This is a genomic window from Bacillus sp. AP8, assembly GCF_000321185.1.
In the GTDB taxonomy this organism is placed as follows: Bacteria; Bacillota; Bacilli; order Bacillales; family DSM-1321; genus Bacillus_AD; species Bacillus_AD massilioanorexius.
In genome coordinates this window covers 53,802-74,773 of record NZ_CAPG01000065.1, presented here as the reverse complement: position 1 = coordinate 74,773, position 20,972 = coordinate 53,802, and the positions used below count along the sequence as shown (strand labels likewise).

Below are 20,972 nucleotides of genomic sequence, written 5' to 3'. Positions count from 1 at the left end.
TATACGTTGTGGATCATTTATATTGAAATAAACGCGTGGAAATCTCTGAGACTCTTATGGAAAGAAAATTAGTTAACAAGAGCTTATAAAAGTGGACCACGGAACAGAAAGTAATGATAAATGAGTTGTAAGCAAATAAAGGCAAAAGGAAGAACGGGCTATAAAATAGTTATATGTTGATAACTTTTTCTGTTATGTTATTATGACAAGTGTAAAAGCGTGAGATAGTAATTATGAATAAAATGCTATCTTGTGGATAACTGAAAGCGTTTTACAAAAATTTTTTCTAATTTAAATGTGTAAAACATATAGAAAAACAATTGAAAATGGAGGAATATAAGATGATCTATTGCTGCAAAGAACACGTAGAACTTGCATTAGATGTAGTTGTTGATGAATATGAGGTAGCACCTGTATTAAGAGAACTTTCTGATGAAGAAAAGTTATCAACAGGCTGTGAATATTGTGATGAGATGGCAACATATATTGTGGGGAACTAATATTCGTATACAAAATGTGGACAAAGAATGTGGATATGTGGATAACTAATGTGGATATCTTGTTTGTAAAATGTGCGTAAAGTGAGGATAAGTTGTGAATATCTCTATTATTACCGTAGGGAAACTAAAAGAAAAATACTTAAAGCAAGGAATTGCAGAATATACAAAAAGGCTTTCTGCTTATGCGAAAATAGATATTATTGAGCTCGCTGATGAAAAAGCACCAGAAAATTTAAGCGAAACAGATATGCAAATCGTTAAGCAAAAAGAGGGAGAGCGCATTCTAGCAAAGATTTCTTCGGATACGCATGTCATTGCTCTTGCAATTGAAGGAAGTATGAAAACTTCTGAGCAGTTAGCTGATAATCTAGATAAGCTTGCTACATATGGAAAGAGTAAAATTGCTTTTGTAATCGGTGGATCATTAGGACTAAGTGATGAAGTTATGAAGAGAAGTAATGAAACCCTGAGCTTTTCAAAAATGACTTTTCCACATCAACTAATGAGATTAATATTAGTGGAGCAAATCTATCGAGCGTTTCGTATTAATCGTGGTGAACCGTATCATAAGTGATGGTAAACAAAAAATCAGAGTGTACCATTGAATTTGATAAATTAAATGAAATTAAAAATATGTTAAATAGGTAGAAATGTGACGTGAAAGAGGAAGGATGTAGTCTTCCTCTTTTTAGTGTTTATTGATTCTTCAAATAAGATAACTAAAAATACAATATTTAAAAATAATTACAACAAAAACAAATAATTTAAAATAAAAATTTTTAAATTATTTGTTTTTTTACATAATAAACTGTATAGAACTAAATACTTCTAAATTGTACAATAATTGGAGGAATTTATGGCTAAAATAGAAGAAGCATATAGTAAAGAATACAATGAAATAATTGATGTTGAAAAAGCTTATGAACTTTATTGGGATGGTCTAATAACAGATAAAAGAGCATTTGAATGCCCGAAATGTAGTTTGAAAATAACCGCAGCAAATATTGATAAAGTAAGAGTAGAGATGAAAAATACTCCCCATTTCAAGGCTTATGGTGAGCATGAATTGGGTTGTAGTTATCAACTTGAAGCACTAAATAAAAGAAATACAAAAAGTGAGATTACAAATAATGAACAATCATATATAGATAGTCAGATAGATGCTTTATTTTTAGAAAGACCTAAGACACATCAATATGTAAGAAATAACCACAATGTGAAGACGAAAGAAAATCATAGTGAATTCTTTAGGCAAAATAAATCCCAAAAAGAAGACTATCAAAAGAAAACTTCTAATTATTATAGTATAAAGCCTTTAATTTCAAAGTTTATAAAATATAAAAATGAAAATAAAACAAAAGAAAAATATATAGAAATAAAAAATTTTAAAATATCTTATGAAGAAATGTTTAATGACCTAATATACACAGACTTAGATAACATAAGTAACTATAAAAGAATTTACTACGGTGAAGGAAATATTGTCCGTTTAAAAAAGAATGAGGGTGACTATCTTATTTTTTTTAAATCTGGGATTACAAATAGACAAAATAAAAAGACTGCGCTATATATATCAGCAAAAATAATACAAGATAGTTTAACTAGCAAGAAATGGATTACAGAATTAGATAGTTTATGTGAAGAAAAAAGGGATGTAAAGTTTTTTGCTTATTGTAAAATTTCTCAGAATGAAACAGGAAAGTATATTTATCTAACTAGCTTATCAAACTTGGATTTTTTTGATTTTAGAATATAATAATTTGAGCCGTATTTTAAATAATGATAAAACATAGAAAAGCCACAACCATTTGTAAGGGTTGTGTTTTTTTGTTGTTTTTAATAAGTTTGTCAGATAAAACCAGCATAAAAAAGGCGAATGGAGCGGAAGGTGTGAGTCTCCTGCGGGAGCAGCGAAACAAGTGACACCCACAGGTACTGTGTCCCGAGGATGATCGACGCTCTTCCCACTAAAAAGCGAGTAAACTGAAGCGGAACTCAACTCAACCTATATTCACTGTTCGTTCATGGACAACCAAATATACGAAAACAGCCTTTGTTTATAGAAAGTCCCAAAACATCATAATAGGTGTTGTCTCTTTGTATAAGGACACTTTTTATTTGTGAAACAGGCGATTTCCTCTAGATATTCCAAATTGAATCATAAGGACAGCTCAAGACCGAATACTTTAGCTTAAAGGGCACTTTTAAAACATTGGAAATTTTGGATAAAAGGGGGATAAATTTTGAAAGTAGGAAGCAGTCAGAGGAATCATTATATTAATTTGATAGATATTGCTTTAGAGAAAGGAATGGCTGCAAAAGAAGTGGTTTGCTCTATTACAACTGGTTTTCGTTCGATTCCTTCGTTACGGAATGCACCAGGATTGAACAGCTATCACTCTACTGTGGCTGACATTGGCTACGGTTTTGACGCTGTCAGAGGGACAATTGAACGACTTCGAAAGGATGAAAGCATTTCTCTAGGTAAAGAAATGCTTGTATTGGACTTAGATACTTTGAGAATCAGCAATATTCAATTGATCCCTAATTTTGAACTAGTCGCAAAGGAAGTAACACCGAATACTTATTATTTAATCGAGCAAAGTCGGTTATTAAATCAACAAATTGCTAAAAAAGTTCATGAGGCCAATAAGTTCGGGAAGAAACTTTTAGGAAAGGAATGGAATGTGATTCTGAAACGTGTCCAAAAGGTTCAAGCCATTCCGCGACTTTAGTAGACTATTTTAAGGGAGAGAAGGAAATGCCACAACCATCTTCTAACCATATGAGTGAAGAGGAACAACAGCGTTTATTAGAATGGTGGAAAGCAACGGAGCAAGGTGCATTAGTAGTAAAGCGTTTAGTATCTTCTATTACAGAACTGAGATTGCATCCTGAATCAAGTCGAGCGGATGGGATGATTTTATTTTATCGCGCGGCATCAGAGGTTTCCTATGGGTATGCTGGAATGAGAGGATGCATCCGACGCGCCTTTACACCTGAATACTCTGAGTTTCTCCGAAATAATATTGTCAGGTGCCATAGCTTTGCACGCAGATTTTCGGTTGATACTAAGGTTCTCCTAGAAAGAGTTGCTGAACAAATTACAGGGATAAATGCTATGCAAATTGTAGATGAAATTCGTCAAATCCTTCGCGAAAATGATGCAATCTTAACAGAAATAGAAAATAGAGCAAATGCATTTTTCGGTAAGGAAGCCTTCGAAACATTGCAAACTAGCATGATATAACGTATTACTTTGCAAAAATCATTATCTAAACTCTAACCATGCAATTATCATTAATTTGAATGTTATCGTTTCAAAATTATTAGACACTGTATATTTTAATTATATAAAAATAGTTTTATAGATATTGTTTATAAAGCTTTTAACCGTATCCTTAATAAGGTACGGTTTTTTGTGTTTAGGAAAATATATTGTTCATACTTTTTTAGGCTATTTTCTAAATTTTTATAAGTTTGTCGGATAAAACTAGCATAAAAAGTCGAAAGGAGCGTAAGGTGCCAGACTTCTGTGGAAAGCGAGCGACCTAGGGAGGAATTTAATTCAAACATATTTATTAATTGATTATAGGAAACAAAATTTTCTTTATTAGAATCAGACAAGGACGGGAAGAAGAGAATCATGTATGATTAACATAGGTTAAAAAGGAGGGATTTAATTGATCGTGGGAAGTCATAAGCACGAGAAAAAAAAGACTTGGATTTTTAGAATTGTATTGGGATTACTGATTATATCCGTTTTATATGCCATATATATGTTGATCATTGCTCCATCAGGACCTGCTCAAAATGAGTATGAGCGGGTGAAAAGTGATTATGTATTAATGATTCTACAATGTGTCGTAGGAAGTATTATTATTTTTCTTCCGTCAAAAGTAGAGAAACGGTTTCATATAGATATACCCGACATAATTGAAATTATCTTTTTTATCTTTTTGTTTTGTGCCATTTATTTAGGAGAAGTTCAAAATTTTTATTTTAAAATTCCTTATTGGGATTTAATTCTTCATTGTTTCAGTGCAGTTATGTTAGGAGCGTTAGGCTTTGTTATTGTTAATTTCTTAAATGATACCGAAAAGCTGAACATTCAATTACCTCCGTTTTTTGTGGCTCTTTTTGCTTTTTGTTTTGCTTTAACTTGTGGAACGCTATGGGAAATTTACGAATTTACGGCAGATGGTATGCTGGGAACAAATATGCAGAAATTTATTACGGCAGATGGAGTTGTACTTATTGGAAGGGAAGCTCTTGCAGACACGATGGAGGATTGTATAGTCGACGCTATAGGCGCATTATTCATATCAGCCATTGGCTATTTTAATTTAAAAAAGCAACAAAAGAGTAGTGTTAAGCAGTTACAGTCAAAGGTCATGTAAAGGAAGATATACATAGAGGGCTTGTTAAATAAAGTGCTAGGAACTTAACTAAAAAGAGGGTAACATTTAGGTTACCCTCTTTTTAGTGTATAGGGTACAGTGTTATCTAATTACTTCCATATTTTTCAATAAATGCATCTCTACCGCTTGCTTTTCGATCTTCTTGATAATGTTTAGGCTGTTTCTTATAGAAATCTTGATGGTAGTCTTCTGCAGGATAAAAGATTGCTGCATCTATTATTTCTGTTACAATTTCTTTTTTAAATCGACCTGATTCTGCCATTTGTTTTTTTGATTGTTTTGCCGCTGTTTTTTGTGATTCATTTGTTACAAAAATAGCCGTTCTATACTGTGCACCTCTATCCTGAAACTGTCCTTCAGGATCAGTTGGATCAATTTGCGACCAATAGATATCCAAAATATTTTTTAATGAAAATTGCTTTTCATTGTAAATAATCTCTACAACTTCATAATGTCCCGTTGTTCCTGTTTTTACTTGTTCATATGTAGGATTTTCAACTGTACCACCCATATATCCCGAAACAACAGATTGAATGCCTTCATAGGAATCAAAGGGTTTTACCATACACCAAAAACATCCACCAGCAAAATATATTTTCTCCATAGTCATTCTCCTATATTTTTGATACATCTATTATACAATGTTAGCTGTCTAGCTATATGATAAACCCCTTTAACCACAATCAATTGCCCGTTTGTTGTAAACACCCCTAATATCCTTTATACTTTTTCTAAAGAATAATGGATATTACATAGATAAAGGATGAGCATAGATGACTTTTGAAGAAATATTACCACGTTTGAAAAACGGTGAAAAAGTAATTCGTGAAGGATGGCATGGTGCGGAGTTATATGTGAAGCTTGTAGGACAAAGTGAACATGACGGAGAGAATTTAAATCCGTATTTTTTAATCAATGTACGAGGCGAAGGCTACACGATGTTTACACCTACTGTGTGTGATTTATTAGCAGAAGATTGGAAAGTAGTTGAATAATAATGATAAGAGCCCATGAACAATCGTGGGCTTTTTAGTGCTTGATGAGAAAAAAATAGGAAAGTATAAGACGTATGCACTTGTTCATTTGGTGATAAGTCGTGTTTTTAAGAAGGTGATATTATGAAGTTTGAAGAGTATAAAGGAAAGAAAGTATTTATAACCGGCGCTGCATCAGGAATTGGGCAAGCTCAAGCCATGGCTTTTTTGGAAAACGGAGCGTATGTATTTGCGCTTGATCTCGATGAGGATGGTTTATTGCACATAAAACAAAAGTACAACGAGCGTTTTTATTATATAGTTGGCAATGTAAGTAAATCGGAAGATATTAGACAAGCAGTCGATTTAGTATTAACGAAAACAGATTCCATTGATATTTTACTTAATACAGCTGGTGTATTAGATGGTTTTGCGAAAACACTTGATACGGATGAAGCACTTTGGGATCATATTATGAACACAAATGTTAAGGGAACTTATTTAGTTACGAACGCCATTTTACCTCATATGCTGAAGAAAAAATCGGGCGTCGTAGTAAATATGGCTTCTATTGCAGGATTAGTTGCTGGGGGTGGTGGGGCCGCTTATACAGCATCCAAACATGCCATTATCGGCTACACCAAACAGTTAGATTATGATTATTGTCGTGAAGGAATACGAGCTAATGCTATTGCTCCCGGTGCTATTCAAACACCGATGAATAAGGCAGATTTTGAAGGTGATGGTGAAATGGCAAAGTGGGTAGCTGAAGAGACACCTGCAGGACGTTGGGCACAACCAAGTGAAGTAGCTAACTTAACGCTCTACCTAGCTAGTCAGGCAGCTGATTATATGCATGGAACAACTGTACCGATTGATGGCGGTTGGATTATGAAATAACATGTTCATTGAACCATTCTTCTGTTATAATACGCAGGTAAGCAAAAAATGCTTGCACTACGGCACTTCAGATGGAGTAATAAACTCCCTTCCTTTGGTCGTAGTTATTACTAAAGTGGCATATCGCTACTTTACAAAGGAGAATTCAAATGAATACGTCTATTTCAAAAGAGTCATCGCGGACGTCAGTAAGTGAACTTACGAAGACGTCTATTGTAGCTGCCTTATATGTGGCAGTAACGCTTGTATTATCTGTTATCAGCTTTGGAGCAGTACAATTACGATTATCGGAGATGTTCAATTATTTAGCGTTGTATAATAAGCGCTACGTTGTTGCAGTCACATTAGGAGTAGTACTTGCAAATTTTATGTCACCTACTTGGATTCTTGACGTGCCAATTGGCGGTATTGCAACATTTCTTGTATTAATTCTATGTCGTTTTGCTACGAAAAAGATTACAAATGATATTTTGAAAATGGTCATTACCGCATTGATATTTGCTTTATCTATGTTTACAGTGGCAGGACAATTAACTATCCTTTATGATCTTCCGTTCTGGGCGACATATTTTACAGTTGGGATTGGTGAATTATTGTCTATGACTATTGGAGGTATGGTGATTTATTTTTTAAATAAAAAAATAGACTTAACAAAGTAAAAAATAGAGGGCTCATAATAGCCAACTTTTAAGAGGGTGTCCAAAGGTAAAATTTGATGGATACCCTCTTGTTTTGTAATTTCCATATTATTAGTTTTCGCAGCTATTGGGGAAGGTATTTCGATCATTTAGTTGAAAGATCGTTAATTTTCTATGGTTACTGAATATCTTTTAGAAGAAAGTATTTACTTGCTATTCAAGTTGAGATTTGCTTTATAGTATCTGGGAAAGTATAAATAATAAAATGCATGTTTGTGAGTGAATAGGAGAATTAGCTATAATTTAGGAAGCAGAATGGAAAGTTGAAGGAGTATGAAAATTGAATTCGAAGAAAAGTGTTATAGAAAAATTAAATCTTACGAAATATCCAACAAAGGCTATTTTAAATGTTCCAGATGATATTGGAGATTTTGCTGAGCTATCATATGATTCTCAACTTAAAAAGAACCAATATGACTTAATTTTTATTTTTATTTTTAGTCTAGAGGAGTTTTTAAATTATTTACAAGAGATAATTGAAAAGCAATTGGTCAGCGATAAGGGCTACTTGTTTTTTGCTTATCCGAAGAAAAATAATAAAAAATATGATCAATATATCGATCGCGATGTTTTCTTTGAGGAAATCCCAGTAGACGATGAAGGATATGTGAAGGATAGCCAGATAAAATTTGCAAGAATGGTTAGTCTGAATAATGTTTTCACGATCGTCGGTTTAAAATCAGAGCCTAAGAAAGTGAAAAAGAAGACTAGTGAGAAGAAGAGCCAATGTGTAGATGACTATATTATTCATGTTGATGATATTAAAGCATACTTGTGTAAAAAAGAAGATCTTCTCAAGATATATAACGAATTAACTTTTGGTTATCAAAAGGATTGGGCACGCTACGTATATAGTGCCAAAAGAAAAGAAACACAAACAAAACGATTATTGGAAATGGAAACAATCTTAGCTGAAGGATATAAATCAATCGCTTTGTATAGAAGAAAGTAGAACGACAAAAAGGGTGAGATATATCTATCTTGTCCTTTTTATTTATATAAAAATAAAGAGTCCTCACTTGCTGAAGAATATGTATGTTCCTTTTTTATCATTCTTAAAGGTTTAAATGGTAAGCAAGTGAGTACAACTATTAATGAAATGACTTATATAAATTGCGTCATTTTTCATCATTATTTTTGGAATGTAAAAATTCTCTTACCTCCTCAATGGTTAATCCTAATTTCTTTGCTTCTAATATTAACGCTGCCCATTCTTTTTCTAATGTTGCAATCAAGTCAATACCCCCCAGATATTTAACAGAATCCCTTTTTAAGCTACCATTAATAACAATTTCATTTTTATTAGCGTAATAACGTTGTTTTATTTCTATTGTTTAACCTTATCTTATAAAGGTTAAAAATAAGTTAAACTTTTAAAAATATAATAAATTAAATTTCTGTAAAAAAAGTAAAAAGAACCAGAAAACTATCTGATTCTTTATCGCTTATGATTAATGTTCGTTTTATTACGTTGCAAATTTATAACCAAATCCTCTTACAGTTTGAATGTATTGTGGGTTTTTAGGATTCTCTTCAATTTTTTTCCGTAAAGTACTAATATGGACTAGAACAGTTTTTAATTCTGCATCAGAATCCATCCCCCATATATAATCAAATAATTGTTCAGCTGTAAAAACTTGATTTGGATGTTCTGCTAAATAGAAAAGCAACATTCTTTCCTTTGTAAAGAGGTTAATTTTTTCACTATTTTTTTGAACGCTCTTATCTGAAAAATTTATCGTCAAATTTCCTAATGTTAATAAAGAGCGAGAACTGATGCCACTTCTTCGGACACTAGCTTTGATTCTAGCAATTAACTCCGGGGGATCAAAAGGTTTTGTAATATAGTCATCGCATCCAATCTCAAATCCATGAAGAATGGTACTCTTTGTTCTTTCCCCAGTAATAAAAATAAGGATACCATCAGAAAGTTCACGATATCTCTGTGCTAGTTTAAACCCATTTTGATCAGGAAGATTAATATCTAATAAGAGAATATCAGGAGTTATTTCTTCAATTAAACGCAATCCTTCAGTAGCATTCAATGATGAATAAACTGTATAGCCTTCACGTTCAAGATAAAGACGTATTATTTCCAGAATTGTATACTCATCTTCAATTAATAAAACTTTGATTGGATGCATCTTTTTTCCCCCTTTTTTCTTCTGATATAAATATCCTATATTTACCATCAATATACCATATTGAGTAAGCATTCATCTATGTTAAAGAACTATAAATTTACCCTTTTTTTATAATTTATCATACTTTGATACTGTGATTTTACATGATATATAAATTATAACATGTTAAAAAATGGTACTATTAGAATAGAGCAGAGAAAATCAAAAAGGATGTTTATTATGAAGTTTAAACCAGTTATCTTCTATTTTTAGTTATGTTAGGATTTTTTCTATTAGTTGGATGCTCAAAGATAGATGAGAAAGAAAAAGCAGAGGAAGGGGTATTAACTATTCAATCTTTTCCTGAAAAAGAGTCTTTAAAGTTAAATGGAGAATGGGAATTTTATTGGGAACATTTATATACTCCAAAAGACTTTCAGAATAAGGATCTTCTTCTAAATCCTCATTTTGCTGACATTCCTAGTTCATGGAGTCGCTATAAAATCAATGGGCAACGTATAGCTTCAACAGGTTTTGCTACTTATCGTATAAAAATAGATTTGGGACTCGCTATTTCTAAGGAAATGATTGAATACTATCAAGGAAAAATAGCGGTAGAAAGCATAATGGAAAATGGGGCAACATTTTATTTTACGTTACCAAGAATTAAGGAAGATGCGTAGAGACAACTTTGCTAAATTTTCCTTTTCATTCATCGAATAAAAAGAGAATTAAGTTTTTTGCTGCACTGTTGCCAGAAACAAAGGCGAAGAATCAACAAGAAAAAGCAAATGCTGCTGCATAATTTATAAAATTCCTTTGTAATAATTAAGAAAAAAGAAGCTAAACTTCAGTTTGGCTTCTTTTCTGTTGAATTTCGGTGAAAAGTATGAAGTATATCATAGTTTTATAATTCAAATTTTTTGAAGATAAGCGTAGCATTATGTCCACCAAACCCTAATGAATTAGATAGTACAGCTTTTACTTTAGATTTTCTTGCCTTGTTAGGAACATAATCTAAATCTAGATTTTCATCTGGGCATTCATAATTGATAGTCGGAGGAATAATCCCATCTTGAATGGTTTTTACAGCAAATATAGCTTCTAGAGCGCCAGTAGCTCCCATTAAATGCCCTGTCATTGATTTTGTAGAGCTAATAGGTATGCTAAAGGCATAATCCCCGAATAATGTTTTAATTGCTTGCGTTTCATATAAATCATTGTAGTACGTAGAAGTACCATGAGCATTTATGTAATCAATCTGTTCAGGTTGTAATCCAGCATTTTGAAGAGCCAGTTTCATGGCGCGTACAGCACCTTCGCCACCAGGTGCTGGAGTTGTAAAGTGATAGGCATCACCTGTTGATCCGTAACCGACTATTTCTGCATATATAGGAGCATTTCGTTGTAAAGCATGCTCTAATTCTTCCAATACGATAATGCCCGCACCTTCTCCTAAAACGAAACCGTCCCGATTTTTATCAAATGGACGACTTGCTTTATAGGGATCGGGATTTTTGGAGATAGCATTCATATTTGAAAAGCTAGCTAGAGCCATTCTTGAAATAGATGCTTCAGATCCACCTGATATCATAATATCTACATCACCATACTGAATGGCTCGGAAGGAATCACCGATAGAATTAGCACCGCTAGCACAAGCTGTTACCGAACAATTATTGATTCCTTTTGCACCTATAGCTATAGAAACTTGTCCGCTAGCCATATCAGGAATAATAGTAGGGACTAAAATGGGACTAATCTTTCTTGTTCCATTTTCAAATAAGTTTTGGCACTCTTTTTCGAATGTCAGTGTACCACCAATACCAGAACCAATCCAAACACCAACTCGTTCTGCATTTGATTGATCGATAATAAGTTTTGAATCATTTAATGCCATTATGCTTGCTGCAACGGCAAATTCAGTGAATCGATCCATTTTCTTTCTTTTTCGGTTTGTACCCATATATTTCTCTAATTCAAATCCATCGACTTCTGCTGCCACTTTTACTGGAATCGTATCATCTTGAACGCATTTTACAAAATCAATACCCGACTGCCCGCTTATAATTCTTTCCCAAGTTTCTTCTGCTGAGAGTCCTAGCGGGCTAATTGCTCCAATACCTGTAATGACAACTCGTCTTTTCATAATTTTTCCCCGATTCTATTTCTATTTTTAGTAGACAATAATTTTATGTTTATTGTACTTCATAACATACAATTTTTTACAATTTTCTCGAAATTGTTAAAAATTTTTTTCATTGTCGAATCTCTATGCATGATCCATGACATGATTTATTCCTACTATCTATTAACAATAAGTTCTAGTCGTTTTCTCGAATGTTCCTCAGATCTTGGTAGTAATGATAAGAAAGTGCTTTTCACTTTTTCATAAAAACCTTTTGTTAATCAACTTTTGTCGAAAATACCACTTGTCATCTAGACGAGCGCAAGCCTCAAGAAATTGTGGCTGCCATATTACTTTTAGCAAGCGATGAATCTAGTTACATTAATGGACATGTTCGGGTATGTATCATCGATAATTTTTTCCTGGTATTCGTGGTTACGTTACTAGAAAAGAGACCGAAGGAAGTATAGTCTATATTTCAGAGTGTTTATATGCAGAAAAACTTGTAGAACAATCTCTTATTAAAAAAGTTGGCTACAAGTTTTTTTATTTGTCATGAATAGGACAAATTATGCATATGAATAGATTGCAACAATTATATGAAAAGGGGAGGAATGGCAAGTGGTAGGAAATAGAGCAGTAGCTTATATGGGGCCAGGGAAGGTAGAGGTTCAGGATATTGGCTTTCCAGATTTAATTTTAAGAGACGGACCGGGTGTAAATCCACTTAATGTAGGGCGTAAATGCGATCATGGAGTAATCTTAAAAGTGGTGACAACGAATATATGTGGAAGCGATCAACATATGGTGAGAGGAAGAACTACAGCTCCAACAGGTTTAGTACTTGGACATGAAATAACAGGGGAAGTTATTGAAGTAGGAAGTGATGTAGAATTTATTAAAAAAGGTGATTTAGTATCAGTGCCGTTTAATATTGCCTGTGGTCGGTGCCGTAGTTGTAAAGAACGAAATACTCATATTTGTGAAAACGTAAACCCAGATCGTCCTGGTTCAGCATATGGTTATGTCGATATGGGAGGATGGGTTGGCGGTCAATCTGAATATGTAATGGTTCCTTATGCAGATTTCCAACTATTAAAATTTCCAGATAAAGATCAAGCTATGGAGAAAATAAGAGATTTAACGATGCTTTCTGATATATTCCCAACTGGCTATCATGGTGCAGTAAGTGCAGGAGTTAAACCAGGATCAACAGTATATATTGCAGGTGCGGGTCCAGTTGGACTAGCAGCGGCTCATTCAGCACAATTATTAGGAGCCGCTGTCGTGATTGTTGGTGATTTAAATGAAGAAAGACTTGCACAAGCGAAAAGCTTTGGATGTGAAACGGTGAATCTTCGCAATCATCCAGATTTAGGGGAGCAAATTGATCAAATATTAGGAGCACCTGAAGTAGATTGCGCGGTAGATTGTGTAGGCTTTGAAGCCTCTGGGCATGGAGCCAATGCTATTGAAGCGCCAGCGACAGTCTTAAATTCTATTATGCAGGTGACACGTGCAGGAGGTAGACTAGGTATTCCAGGATTATATGTAACAGGAGATCCAGGTGGAATTGACGAAGATGCGAAAATTGGAACGTTAAAAATTCGTCTTGGCTTAGGTTGGGCAAAAGCTCATACATTTGTAACTGGACAAACACCTGTTATGAAATATCATCGTGATTTAATGGCAGCTATTTTAAGCGGAAGAGCTCAAATTGCAAAAGCTGTTAACGCAACGGTCATTTCTTTAGATGAGTCCCCAAAAGGATATCAGGATTTTGATCAAGGAGCTGCAAGAAAATATGTTATTGATCCACATGGCCTTGTGAAATAAGAGATTCTCATTAAATAAGCTCTCTTGAAGAAGAAATCATCAAGAGAGCTACATTTATTTTTTAAATAATAAATACATAAAGTATGGGGCTCCTATTAGAGCTACCATTATCCCCGCTGGAATTCCATCAGAATCAAGTATATTTCGACCAATTGTATCAGCTATTAGCAAAAGTTCACCGCCAATTAAAATGGCAACAGGTAGAAATAATTGGTTACGAGGTCCAACGAGTGCTTTTGCAATATGTGGAGCTACCAATCCAACAAAGGCGATGCCTCCTGTAACAGAAACAGCAGAAGCAGCTAATGCGACAGCAGTTAATAACAACACAATGCGTTCTTTTTCGATTGACACACCAACACCTACAGGTGAATTGAATGATATTTCTATTGATGAAGTAGTTATTAATCATGGTTATGATCGAGATACTTCACTACTTCAAAATAGTAATCTAAAAATTGATATGATAGATGACTATTATATTGCAGGAAATGCCACAAGTGAATCTTCTGTAGCAGGATTGTATACAGCGGGAGATATCAAGATGCAGCTAATGCTGTGAATAAAGCCAAAAGATATATAGAGCCAGATGCTACAAACGGTGGTATGGTTTCCTCTCATACACTTTTTTAAGAGAGAAACCGTGAGATTGTAAGACTATTAACGAAATAAAAAATAGATAAAAGGAGCCTTATTCCATATTTTGATGGAATAGGGCTTTTTAAATACGAACTTCTTAGTTTTTATGGAAAATAATATTGTGAAATAATTTCGCGGCATTAGGTGGATAATATGTAAACATTCGGAAAAAATAAGCCGGACTGGTTCATTAATCTACTTACATGAGGTGAAAAAAGTGACATGGTTTATTAATGCTTTGAAGGATTATCCGGAACTAGCCTTTTTTCTTACCCTTGCGATTGGTTATGCGGTGGGAAAGATTCAAATTGGTAAATTTAAAGTTGGTTCTGTGACAGGTGTATTAATTACAGGTGTTGTAATTGGTCAATTAAATATTACGATTAATCCAACCGTAAAGGCTGTATTTTTCTTATTGTTTTTATTCGCATTAGGCTATAATGCCGGACCACAGTTTTTTAAAGGACTGAAAAAAGATGGTCTTCCTCAAGTTTTATTTTCAATCATTGTATGCGTCATAGGCCTTGCTGCAACTATCATTGTGGCAAAAATACTTGGTTATAATGCCGGACAAGCTGGTGGGTTAGCTGCAGGAGCATTAACACAATCCGCAACGATTGGAGTGGCTCAAGATGCTATTTCAAAATTGACACTTTCAGCTGCGGATAAGAAATCTATGTCCGATTTCGTTCCAGTTGGCTATGCGGTTACTTATATTTTTGGAACGATTGGAACAGCTTTTATTCTATCATCAATAGGGCCAAAAATATTAGGAGTAGATTTAGAGGAAGAAAGTAAAAAGCTTGAAAGTAATCAGAATGAAGTAGAGGAAGGACATGGTGTATTTTCAGGAGCATCAGATTTAGACTATCGTGCTTATGTATTAAATGATAAATTTATTGGCAAAACAGTAGAGGAAATTGAAAAAGATGTCGCTTGTTGTAATATTCGAGCATTTATTCTTCGGATAAGAAGGAATGATGAAATGATTACTCCTGATGAAAATACTGTTGTCCAAGATGATGATCGAGTGGTTTTTTCTTTTAAAACAGAAGAGTTAAACAAAGTGGATCTATTAGAATTAGGTCAAGAAATATCTGATTTTCGCTTATTAAATTTCCCAATTGAAAGACTTAAGGTTTATGTGAAAAGTGATAAAGTAATTAATCAAACGATTGGTGCAATTCGCGATAAAACGCTAACACGTGGAGTATACATTTCTAAGCTGCAGGCAACAGGTGAGGAGGTACCGTATGATCACGATACGGTTATTCATAAAAAAGACGTTGTTACTTTGACAGGTCCAAAAGAAGAAGTAGAAAAGATAGCTTATAAGATTGGAAAGCCAGCTCGTGATTCATCAGAAACAGATATGATTTTTGTAGGATTAGGAATTTTATTAGGAGGATTAATAGGCATTCCAGCTCTAACAATTGCTGGAGTAGGCATTACTTTATCGACGAGTGGTGGAGCATTGATTATGGGATTGATTTTTGGATTAATCCATTCACGTAGACCCACGATTGGTCGTATTCCAGAGGGAACGATTTGGTTTTTAACAAATGTGGGTCTTGCGTCTTTTGTAGCAGTAGTTGGAATAAATGCTGGACCTGGATTTATATCGGGAATTAAAACGTCCGGAATAAGTTTTTTGATAGCGGGTATCGTAGTGACGATGATTCCTACTTTTGCAGGAATTCTATTAGGAAAATATGTATTTAAATGGAAGGCTCCCATTATTTTAGGAGCGTGTGCAGGGGCATTAACAACGACGGCTGCCATCGGTGCTATTACCGAGAAAGCAAAAAGTAATGCACCTGTTTTAGGCTATACGGTGACATATGCAGTTGGCAATATTTTATTAACTGTATGGGGTTCCATCATTATATTATTTTTTTCTAAATAACACCTGAAAAGAAAGGACACTAGCTATGAATTTAGATAAAGAGCGTAAACGAAAAGAGTTAATCGAGAGGGTCCAAAAACTGAGCCCATTCGAATTAAAAGATGAGCTTATTAGTATGGCTAAACAGTCAGAAAAGAAAGGAGTAAGAGTTTTATTAAATGCCGGTAGAGGTAATCCAAACTGGACAGCGGCAACTCCTAGACAAGCATTTTTTACACTAGGGCATTTTGCTGTCTCTGAAACAAAACATATGTGGAGCGATGGTGACCTAGCAGGCATGCCTGAAAAACCTGGTATATATGAGCGCTTTAAGCAATACTATCATGCACATAAGGAAGCAGATGGAATAGAGTTATTAAATAACATTATTGAATACGGAATTCAACATCATAAATTTGATCCAGATAGCTGGGTATTCGAATTGGTAGATGGAATAATAGGAGATAATTATCCTGTTCCTGATCGAATGCTAGTGCAAATAGAAAAAGTAGTGAAAGAGTATGTGATTAAGGAGATGGGGGGAGATCCAAAAACTGCTACACATGACTTATTTGCTGTTGAAGGTGGAACAGCTGCGATGTGTTATATTTTTGATTCACTCATGGCTAACCGTCTGATGAATAAAGGAGATAAGCTAGCATTAATGGTGCCTATTTTTACTCCTTATATTGATATTCCAAGGCTTCCTAGATACAGTTTTGACGTTGTAGAAGTACACGCATCTGCAGTTAATCATGAAGGGAGGCATACGTGGCAATATCCGAAAGAAGAATTAGATAAGCTAGCTGATCCAAGTGTAAAAGTCATATGTGTTGTAAATCCTAGCAATCCTCCTTCGGTTGCAATGGATGAGGAATCGATGAATTATTTTAAAAAGGTAATAGAAGAGAAGAATCCGAAAGCGATGATTATTACGGATGATGTGTATGGAACATTTGCAGATCGTTTTAAATCATTAATGATAACAATGTCTTATAACACATTAGGAGTATATTCATTTTCAAAATACTTTGGGGTAACAGGCTGGAGATTGGGAGTTATTGCTCTCGCGAAAGAAAATGTTTTTAATGATTTAATTAAAGAACTTCCTCGGGAAGCTAAAGAAAAAATTATGGAGCGATATTCATCTTTAACGACTGAACCAGAGAAAATCCCGTTTATTGATCGTATTGTAGCTGATAGTCGACAAGTGGCATTAAATCATACAGCAGGTTTATCTACTCCTCAGCAGGTTCAAATGGCGATTTTTTCAATTTTTGCATTGTTAGATTCTAAAGATGTGTATAAGGAACAAACCAAGTACATATGTAGAGAGCGAAAAGCATTACTATATGAACGTTTAATTAAGCTACCAATAAAGGATGATCCATATAGCACGGCTTATTATAATGAGTATGATTTATTAGTCTGGGCGAAATTACGATACGGAGAAGAGTTTGTTGAATACTTAAAGAATGAACGAAATGCTATTGAATTTTTATTTGAATTAGCTGAAAGATATAGTATCGTTTTATTAAATGGAAGTGGCTTTGAAGGCCCGTCATGGTCTATTCGAGTATCACTTGCAAATCTAAAAAATGAGCAATATGAGGAAATCGGTAAAGCGTTCAATCAATTATTCGAGGAATATGCAGGAGATTGGCGTGCTTCTCAATTGTAAATGAGGTTCTTATGAAAAAAGCTATGTCAAAGAGGATGTATCGCTCCTTTGACATAGCTTACTTTTGGATTCTATTTTAAACTTCGATTTAAAAAGGCTTTGGTTCGATCATGTTTGGGATTAATGAATAGTTCAGAAGGGTGCCCCGATTCAATAATTTCTCCGTTATCCATGAATAAAACATGGTTGGCCACTTCTTGTGCAAAACTCATCTCATGCGTTACAACGACCATGGTCATATGCTCTTCCGCCAAATCTTTCATAACTTGAAGAACTTCTCCTGTTAATTCCGGATCTAAAGCAGAAGTAGGTTCATCGAATAAAAGTATTTCTGGATTCATCATTAGAGCTCTTGCAATGGCCACTCGCTGCTTTTGGCCACCTGAAAGCTTTGATGGATAGGCTTTAGCTCGATCAGTTAAACCAATTTTCTCTAATAAATTTTTACTGCGTTGCTTAATGGCTGCAATAGGTTCTTTTTTTAGCATTTTAGGAGCTATTTCTAAATTTTCTTCCACTGTCAAATGTGGAAAAAGATTGAAGTGCTGAAAAACCATTCCCATTTTAGATGTAATTCTCTTAACATCTTGTGATTTTGAATATACTCCATTTTTTACTAGATAGTCACCTGATACCGAAATTGTGCCATCATTGATTTCTTCGAGATGCACTAGACTACGCAGCATTGTACTTTTTCCTGAGCCAGATGGACCGATTATAGCCACTACATCATTTTTATTTACATTAAATGTAATCCCTTTAAGAACTTCTAGTTGGTCGTAGGATTTTTTGAGATTAGTTATTTCAATAATAGCCATAGTGTTGACTCCTTCTTACTCAAATTTAAATCTTTTTTCGAGCCATTTAAACAGCAGTGTTAAGACGAGAGTAATGAGTAAATAAATAATACCAGCGTAGAAAAATGGTACAATCGTAAAGTCTCGGTTTACAGCTGTTTGAGCAAAATGTAACAATTCAGGTACGGCAACAGCATATAGTAGTGCTGTATCCTTTACTAGTGTAATAGATTCATTAGATAGCGCTGGCAATGCGACCCGGAACATCTGAGGAAGAACAATCCGAGTTGTCGTTTGCCATTTGTTTAATCCAAGAACTTGAGCCGCCTCATACTGTCCCTTATCGATAGCTAAAAGACCTCCGCGGAAAATTTCAGCAAAGTAGGCAGCATAATTTAAAACAAATCCTATACAAGCAGCTACAAATCGGTCGAAAACTAAATATTCCCCAATGACAGGGATTAACGGTAATCCGAAGCAAATAAAGAGAAGTTGTAGTAATAGCGGTGTGCCTCGCATCACATAAATATATGCTTGAGCTAGCCACGAAATTGGTTTGAAACGACTTTTTACAGCAAGAGTAAGCAAAAAGCCTAATGGAATCGACAAAACAATAGCTATGAGAAATAAAAGTATAGTGACTTGTGCTCCTTCGAGCATGGGTTTAATAATTGTGCTGAAATAATCTGACATAGAAGGATTCCTCCAAAAGGAAAACAGAACTTCCACTTCTGGAAATCCTGTTTGACCTATTAATTTCTTATGCAAATAAGAAAGAATACATTATGAATTTAAGTTTTTCTTATTTTAATACGCGATCTTCTCCAAACCACTCTTCAGAAATTTTAGTAGCTGTGCCATCTTCATTCATCTTATCAAGTGCGCTTTGAAGCTTTTCTAGTAGTTTTTCATTTCCTTTTTTCAGACCAACTCCGTATTCTTCTGGAGCAAGAGTTTCATCAAGGATTTTAAATGTATCTTTTTCTTTAGCCATATAATATTTAATAACAACTTCATCAATTACTACTGCATCTACACGACCAGATTTCAGGTCACTGAGTGCTAGAACATTATTTTTGAATTCTGTTACATTTTTGATTTTATCTTTAATAGGGTTACTATCTAAAGCTTCGGCTGCTGATGATTGGGATTGGATTCCAACTTGCTTACCTGCTAACCCTGCTAAATCTGTTATTTTTGAATCTTTCAATGTTACGACTACTTGAGCATTTGCTAAATATGGATTTGTGAAAAGGACTTTTCCTTTACGTTCGTCAGTAATGGTATATCCGTTCCAAATTAAATCAATGCGGCCACTGCTCAATTCAGATTCTTTAGCGCTCCAATCAATTGGTTGAAATTTAGCTTTCATTCCCATTTCTTTAGCAGCTGCTTTTGCATAATCGATATCAAATCCAACAAGCTCGTTCTTTTCATCACGGAATCCCATTGGAGCAAATTGATCATCCACACCAATAACAAGTGTATCTTTATTTTCCCCATCTTTTGAACTTTCTTTTGAAGATCCACATCCCGTAACAATTGTTAAAATAGCGATTAAAGAGATCAACATAATTGCTAGACGTTTCATTTTATAAGAGCCCCTTTTATAAAAATAATATGCTTTAGTACGTTACCATACTATTAAGATAACATATTTCTGTAGATAATAGAAAGAAAATTGATTTTATTTAGATAATAATGAACGGCTTATCTTATATGGAAAGCTTAATCAAGTATATTTCGGTGAACCTATTTTATTCCTATAAAAACAATAAGTAGAAATAAAATAGTTTAATTGTTCTCAAAAAAAAAGAGAGATTTCTCGAATAATCTCTCTTTTGAAAAACATATTATTCAGCTTTATGTTTGACTGAAGCTACTTCATACGTAATAATTTCACTGCCTAGAATTGGAGATTCCTTTTTGGCTTCTTCTGAGTTTGGTTCTGGGCGTTTGTGTGCGGCTTTAAAAACGTCACTATTTCTCCAAGCGGTAAAGCTTTCAAGATTTTCCCAATACATGTTGACATTAAGTTCATCATAATCAGTCAAATTTTGAGTTAACAATACTTCTACCTTAACAAAGCCTTCAAAAGAATCTAATGGACCTGGAGCTGTAAAGTTTGGAGCCATGACTGCTCCCATTCCTTTTTTCACTCTTATTCGATTTGTAACGATTACCACATTGTTACCCCCTTTAATAAATGAATACTGTCCAATAGTCCAGTATGATTAATCATTTTTATTATACTTTCTTTTTTAAAAAAATTCTCTTATAAAGTTTAGAAAATTTTTATAATGCAATTACTTGATTTTTGGTAAAATGGTAGAGTAAAGGTGGAACAAACTAGGTAATAAGTATAATATTTCAATTTTGTATATTATAAC

General features: G+C 34.1%; 21 protein-coding genes and 3 pseudogenes. 15 read left to right on the top strand and 9 right to left on the bottom strand.

Annotated elements, in window-relative coordinates; genetic code table 11:
• The first annotated feature begins 341 nt into the window (after nucleotides 1-341).
• The 6 genes from BN349_RS25465 (at nucleotide 342) to BN349_RS16075 (ending at nucleotide 4,900) form a co-directional block, all read left to right on the top strand.
• Complete coding sequence (locus tag BN349_RS25465) at nucleotides 342-500, top strand: CxxH/CxxC protein (protein ID WP_019243364.1); 159 nt, start codon at nucleotides 342-344, stop codon at nucleotides 498-500.
• A 94-nt stretch (nucleotides 501-594) separates the two neighbouring features.
• Nucleotides 595-1,074: a 23S rRNA (pseudouridine(1915)-N(3))-methyltransferase RlmH gene (gene rlmH / locus BN349_RS16095; protein ID WP_019243363.1), complete on the top strand. Its 480-nt coding sequence runs from the start codon at nucleotides 595-597 to the stop codon at nucleotides 1,072-1,074.
• A gap of 282 nt (nucleotides 1,075-1,356) precedes the next feature.
• A complete protein-coding gene (locus BN349_RS16090) occupies nucleotides 1,357-2,256 on the top strand; it encodes a hypothetical protein (protein ID WP_019243362.1) in 900 nt (299 codons plus the stop codon).
• 487 nt (nucleotides 2,257-2,743) lie between these two features.
• Nucleotides 2,744-3,235 (top strand): hypothetical protein, encoded by a 492-nt coding sequence (locus BN349_RS16085; RefSeq protein WP_019243361.1) that lies wholly within the window; start codon nucleotides 2,744-2,746, stop codon nucleotides 3,233-3,235.
• Nucleotides 3,236-3,261: 26 nt separating this feature from the next.
• Nucleotides 3,262-3,750: a hypothetical protein gene (locus BN349_RS16080; RefSeq protein ID WP_019243360.1), complete on the top strand. Its 489-nt coding sequence runs from the start codon at nucleotides 3,262-3,264 to the stop codon at nucleotides 3,748-3,750.
• Between the two features lie 433 nt (nucleotides 3,751-4,183).
• Nucleotides 4,184-4,900: a hypothetical protein gene (locus tag BN349_RS16075; RefSeq protein WP_019243359.1), complete on the top strand. Its 717-nt coding sequence runs from the start codon at nucleotides 4,184-4,186 to the stop codon at nucleotides 4,898-4,900.
• Nucleotides 4,901-5,006: 106 nt separating this feature from the next.
• Here BN349_RS16075 and msrA read toward each other — a convergent pair whose 3' ends face one another.
• Nucleotides 5,007-5,525 carry a peptide-methionine (S)-S-oxide reductase MsrA gene (msrA, locus tag BN349_RS16070; protein WP_019243358.1) on the bottom strand — a complete coding sequence of 173 codons (519 nt, stop codon included), beginning with the start codon at nucleotides 5,523-5,525 and terminating at the stop codon, nucleotides 5,007-5,009.
• Nucleotides 5,526-5,694: 169 nt separating this feature from the next.
• Here msrA and BN349_RS16065 point away from each other — a divergent pair, with 169 nt between their 5' ends.
• The 4 genes from BN349_RS16065 to BN349_RS16050 all read left to right on the top strand — a co-directional run bounded on the left by BN349_RS16065 (nucleotide 5,695) and on the right by BN349_RS16050 (nucleotide 8,445).
• On the top strand, nucleotides 5,695-5,916 hold the full coding sequence (locus tag BN349_RS16065; RefSeq protein ID WP_019243357.1) for a DUF2829 domain-containing protein: 222 nt from the start codon (nucleotides 5,695-5,697) through the stop codon (nucleotides 5,914-5,916).
• A 123-nt stretch (nucleotides 5,917-6,039) separates the two neighbouring features.
• Complete coding sequence (locus tag BN349_RS16060; protein ID WP_019243356.1) at nucleotides 6,040-6,795, top strand: 3-oxoacyl-ACP reductase; 756 nt, start codon at nucleotides 6,040-6,042, stop codon at nucleotides 6,793-6,795.
• A gap of 149 nt (nucleotides 6,796-6,944) precedes the next feature.
• Nucleotides 6,945-7,454, top strand: a complete 510-nt coding sequence (locus BN349_RS16055) for a QueT transporter family protein (protein ID WP_019243355.1) — start codon at nucleotides 6,945-6,947, stop codon at nucleotides 7,452-7,454.
• A 319-nt stretch (nucleotides 7,455-7,773) separates the two neighbouring features.
• Nucleotides 7,774-8,445: a YdeI/OmpD-associated family protein gene (locus BN349_RS16050; RefSeq protein ID WP_019243354.1), complete on the top strand. Its 672-nt coding sequence runs from the start codon at nucleotides 7,774-7,776 to the stop codon at nucleotides 8,443-8,445.
• Nucleotides 8,446-8,611: 166 nt separating this feature from the next.
• Here the strand turns inward: BN349_RS16050 and BN349_RS25460 are convergent, their stop codons facing one another.
• Both BN349_RS25460 and BN349_RS16040 read right to left on the bottom strand, forming a co-directional pair.
• Entirely contained in the window at nucleotides 8,612-8,728 is a 117-nt protein-coding gene (locus BN349_RS25460; RefSeq protein WP_019243353.1) for an anti-repressor SinI family protein, read from the bottom strand.
• Between the two features lie 231 nt (nucleotides 8,729-8,959).
• Nucleotides 8,960-9,637, bottom strand: a complete 678-nt coding sequence (locus tag BN349_RS16040; RefSeq protein ID WP_019243352.1) for a response regulator transcription factor — start codon at nucleotides 9,635-9,637, stop codon at nucleotides 8,960-8,962.
• A gap of 254 nt (nucleotides 9,638-9,891) precedes the next feature.
• Here BN349_RS16040 and BN349_RS16035 point away from each other — a divergent pair, with 254 nt between their 5' ends.
• On the top strand, nucleotides 9,892-10,299 hold the full coding sequence (locus BN349_RS16035) for a HAMP domain-containing histidine kinase (RefSeq protein ID WP_019243351.1): 408 nt from the start codon (nucleotides 9,892-9,894) through the stop codon (nucleotides 10,297-10,299).
• A 224-nt stretch (nucleotides 10,300-10,523) separates the two neighbouring features.
• Here BN349_RS16035 and fabF read toward each other — a convergent pair whose 3' ends face one another.
• Nucleotides 10,524-11,768, bottom strand: a complete 1,245-nt coding sequence (gene fabF / locus BN349_RS16025; RefSeq protein ID WP_026089345.1) for a beta-ketoacyl-ACP synthase II — start codon at nucleotides 11,766-11,768, stop codon at nucleotides 10,524-10,526.
• Between the two features lie 575 nt (nucleotides 11,769-12,343).
• Here fabF and fdhA point away from each other — a divergent pair.
• Nucleotides 12,344-13,580, top strand: a pseudogene (gene fdhA / locus BN349_RS16020) (formaldehyde dehydrogenase, glutathione-independent).
• 54 nt (nucleotides 13,581-13,634) lie between these two features.
• Here the strand turns inward: fdhA and BN349_RS24105 are convergent.
• Nucleotides 13,635-13,946: pseudogene (locus BN349_RS24105) on the bottom strand (iron chelate uptake ABC transporter family permease subunit); the annotation flags it as partial.
• On the opposite strand from BN349_RS24105, the pseudogene BN349_RS24100 reads away from it, so the two are divergent.
• The 3 genes and pseudogenes from BN349_RS24100 to aspD form a co-directional block, all read left to right on the top strand.
• Nucleotides 13,945-14,213 (top strand): annotated as a pseudogene (locus tag BN349_RS24100) (thioredoxin reductase); the annotation flags it as partial. The pseudogenes BN349_RS24105 and BN349_RS24100 sit on opposite strands and share 2 nt — an antisense overlap.
• A gap of 223 nt (nucleotides 14,214-14,436) precedes the next feature.
• On the top strand, nucleotides 14,437-16,125 hold the full coding sequence (gene aspT, locus BN349_RS16005; RefSeq protein ID WP_019243345.1) for an aspartate-alanine antiporter: 1,689 nt from the start codon (nucleotides 14,437-14,439) through the stop codon (nucleotides 16,123-16,125).
• Between the two features lie 25 nt (nucleotides 16,126-16,150).
• Complete coding sequence (aspD, locus tag BN349_RS16000; RefSeq protein ID WP_019243344.1) at nucleotides 16,151-17,785, top strand: aspartate 4-decarboxylase; 1,635 nt, start codon at nucleotides 16,151-16,153, stop codon at nucleotides 17,783-17,785.
• Between the two features lie 71 nt (nucleotides 17,786-17,856).
• Here aspD and BN349_RS15995 read toward each other — a convergent pair whose 3' ends face one another.
• The 4 genes from BN349_RS15995 to BN349_RS15980 all read right to left on the bottom strand — a co-directional run bounded on the left by BN349_RS15995 (nucleotide 17,857) and on the right by BN349_RS15980 (nucleotide 20,768).
• Nucleotides 17,857-18,603: an amino acid ABC transporter ATP-binding protein gene (locus BN349_RS15995; protein ID WP_019243343.1), complete on the bottom strand. Its 747-nt coding sequence runs from the start codon at nucleotides 18,601-18,603 to the stop codon at nucleotides 17,857-17,859.
• Between the two features lie 15 nt (nucleotides 18,604-18,618).
• Nucleotides 18,619-19,275, bottom strand: a complete 657-nt coding sequence (locus tag BN349_RS15990) for an amino acid ABC transporter permease (RefSeq protein WP_019243342.1) — start codon at nucleotides 19,273-19,275, stop codon at nucleotides 18,619-18,621.
• Nucleotides 19,276-19,384: 109 nt separating this feature from the next.
• Nucleotides 19,385-20,173, bottom strand: coding sequence for an amino acid ABC transporter substrate-binding protein (locus BN349_RS15985; protein WP_019243341.1), 789 nt, complete (start codon nucleotides 20,171-20,173; stop codon nucleotides 19,385-19,387).
• Between the two features lie 262 nt (nucleotides 20,174-20,435).
• Complete coding sequence (locus BN349_RS15980; protein WP_019243340.1) at nucleotides 20,436-20,768, bottom strand: heme oxygenase; 333 nt, start codon at nucleotides 20,766-20,768, stop codon at nucleotides 20,436-20,438.
• Nucleotides 20,769-20,972: the final 204 nt, after the last annotated feature.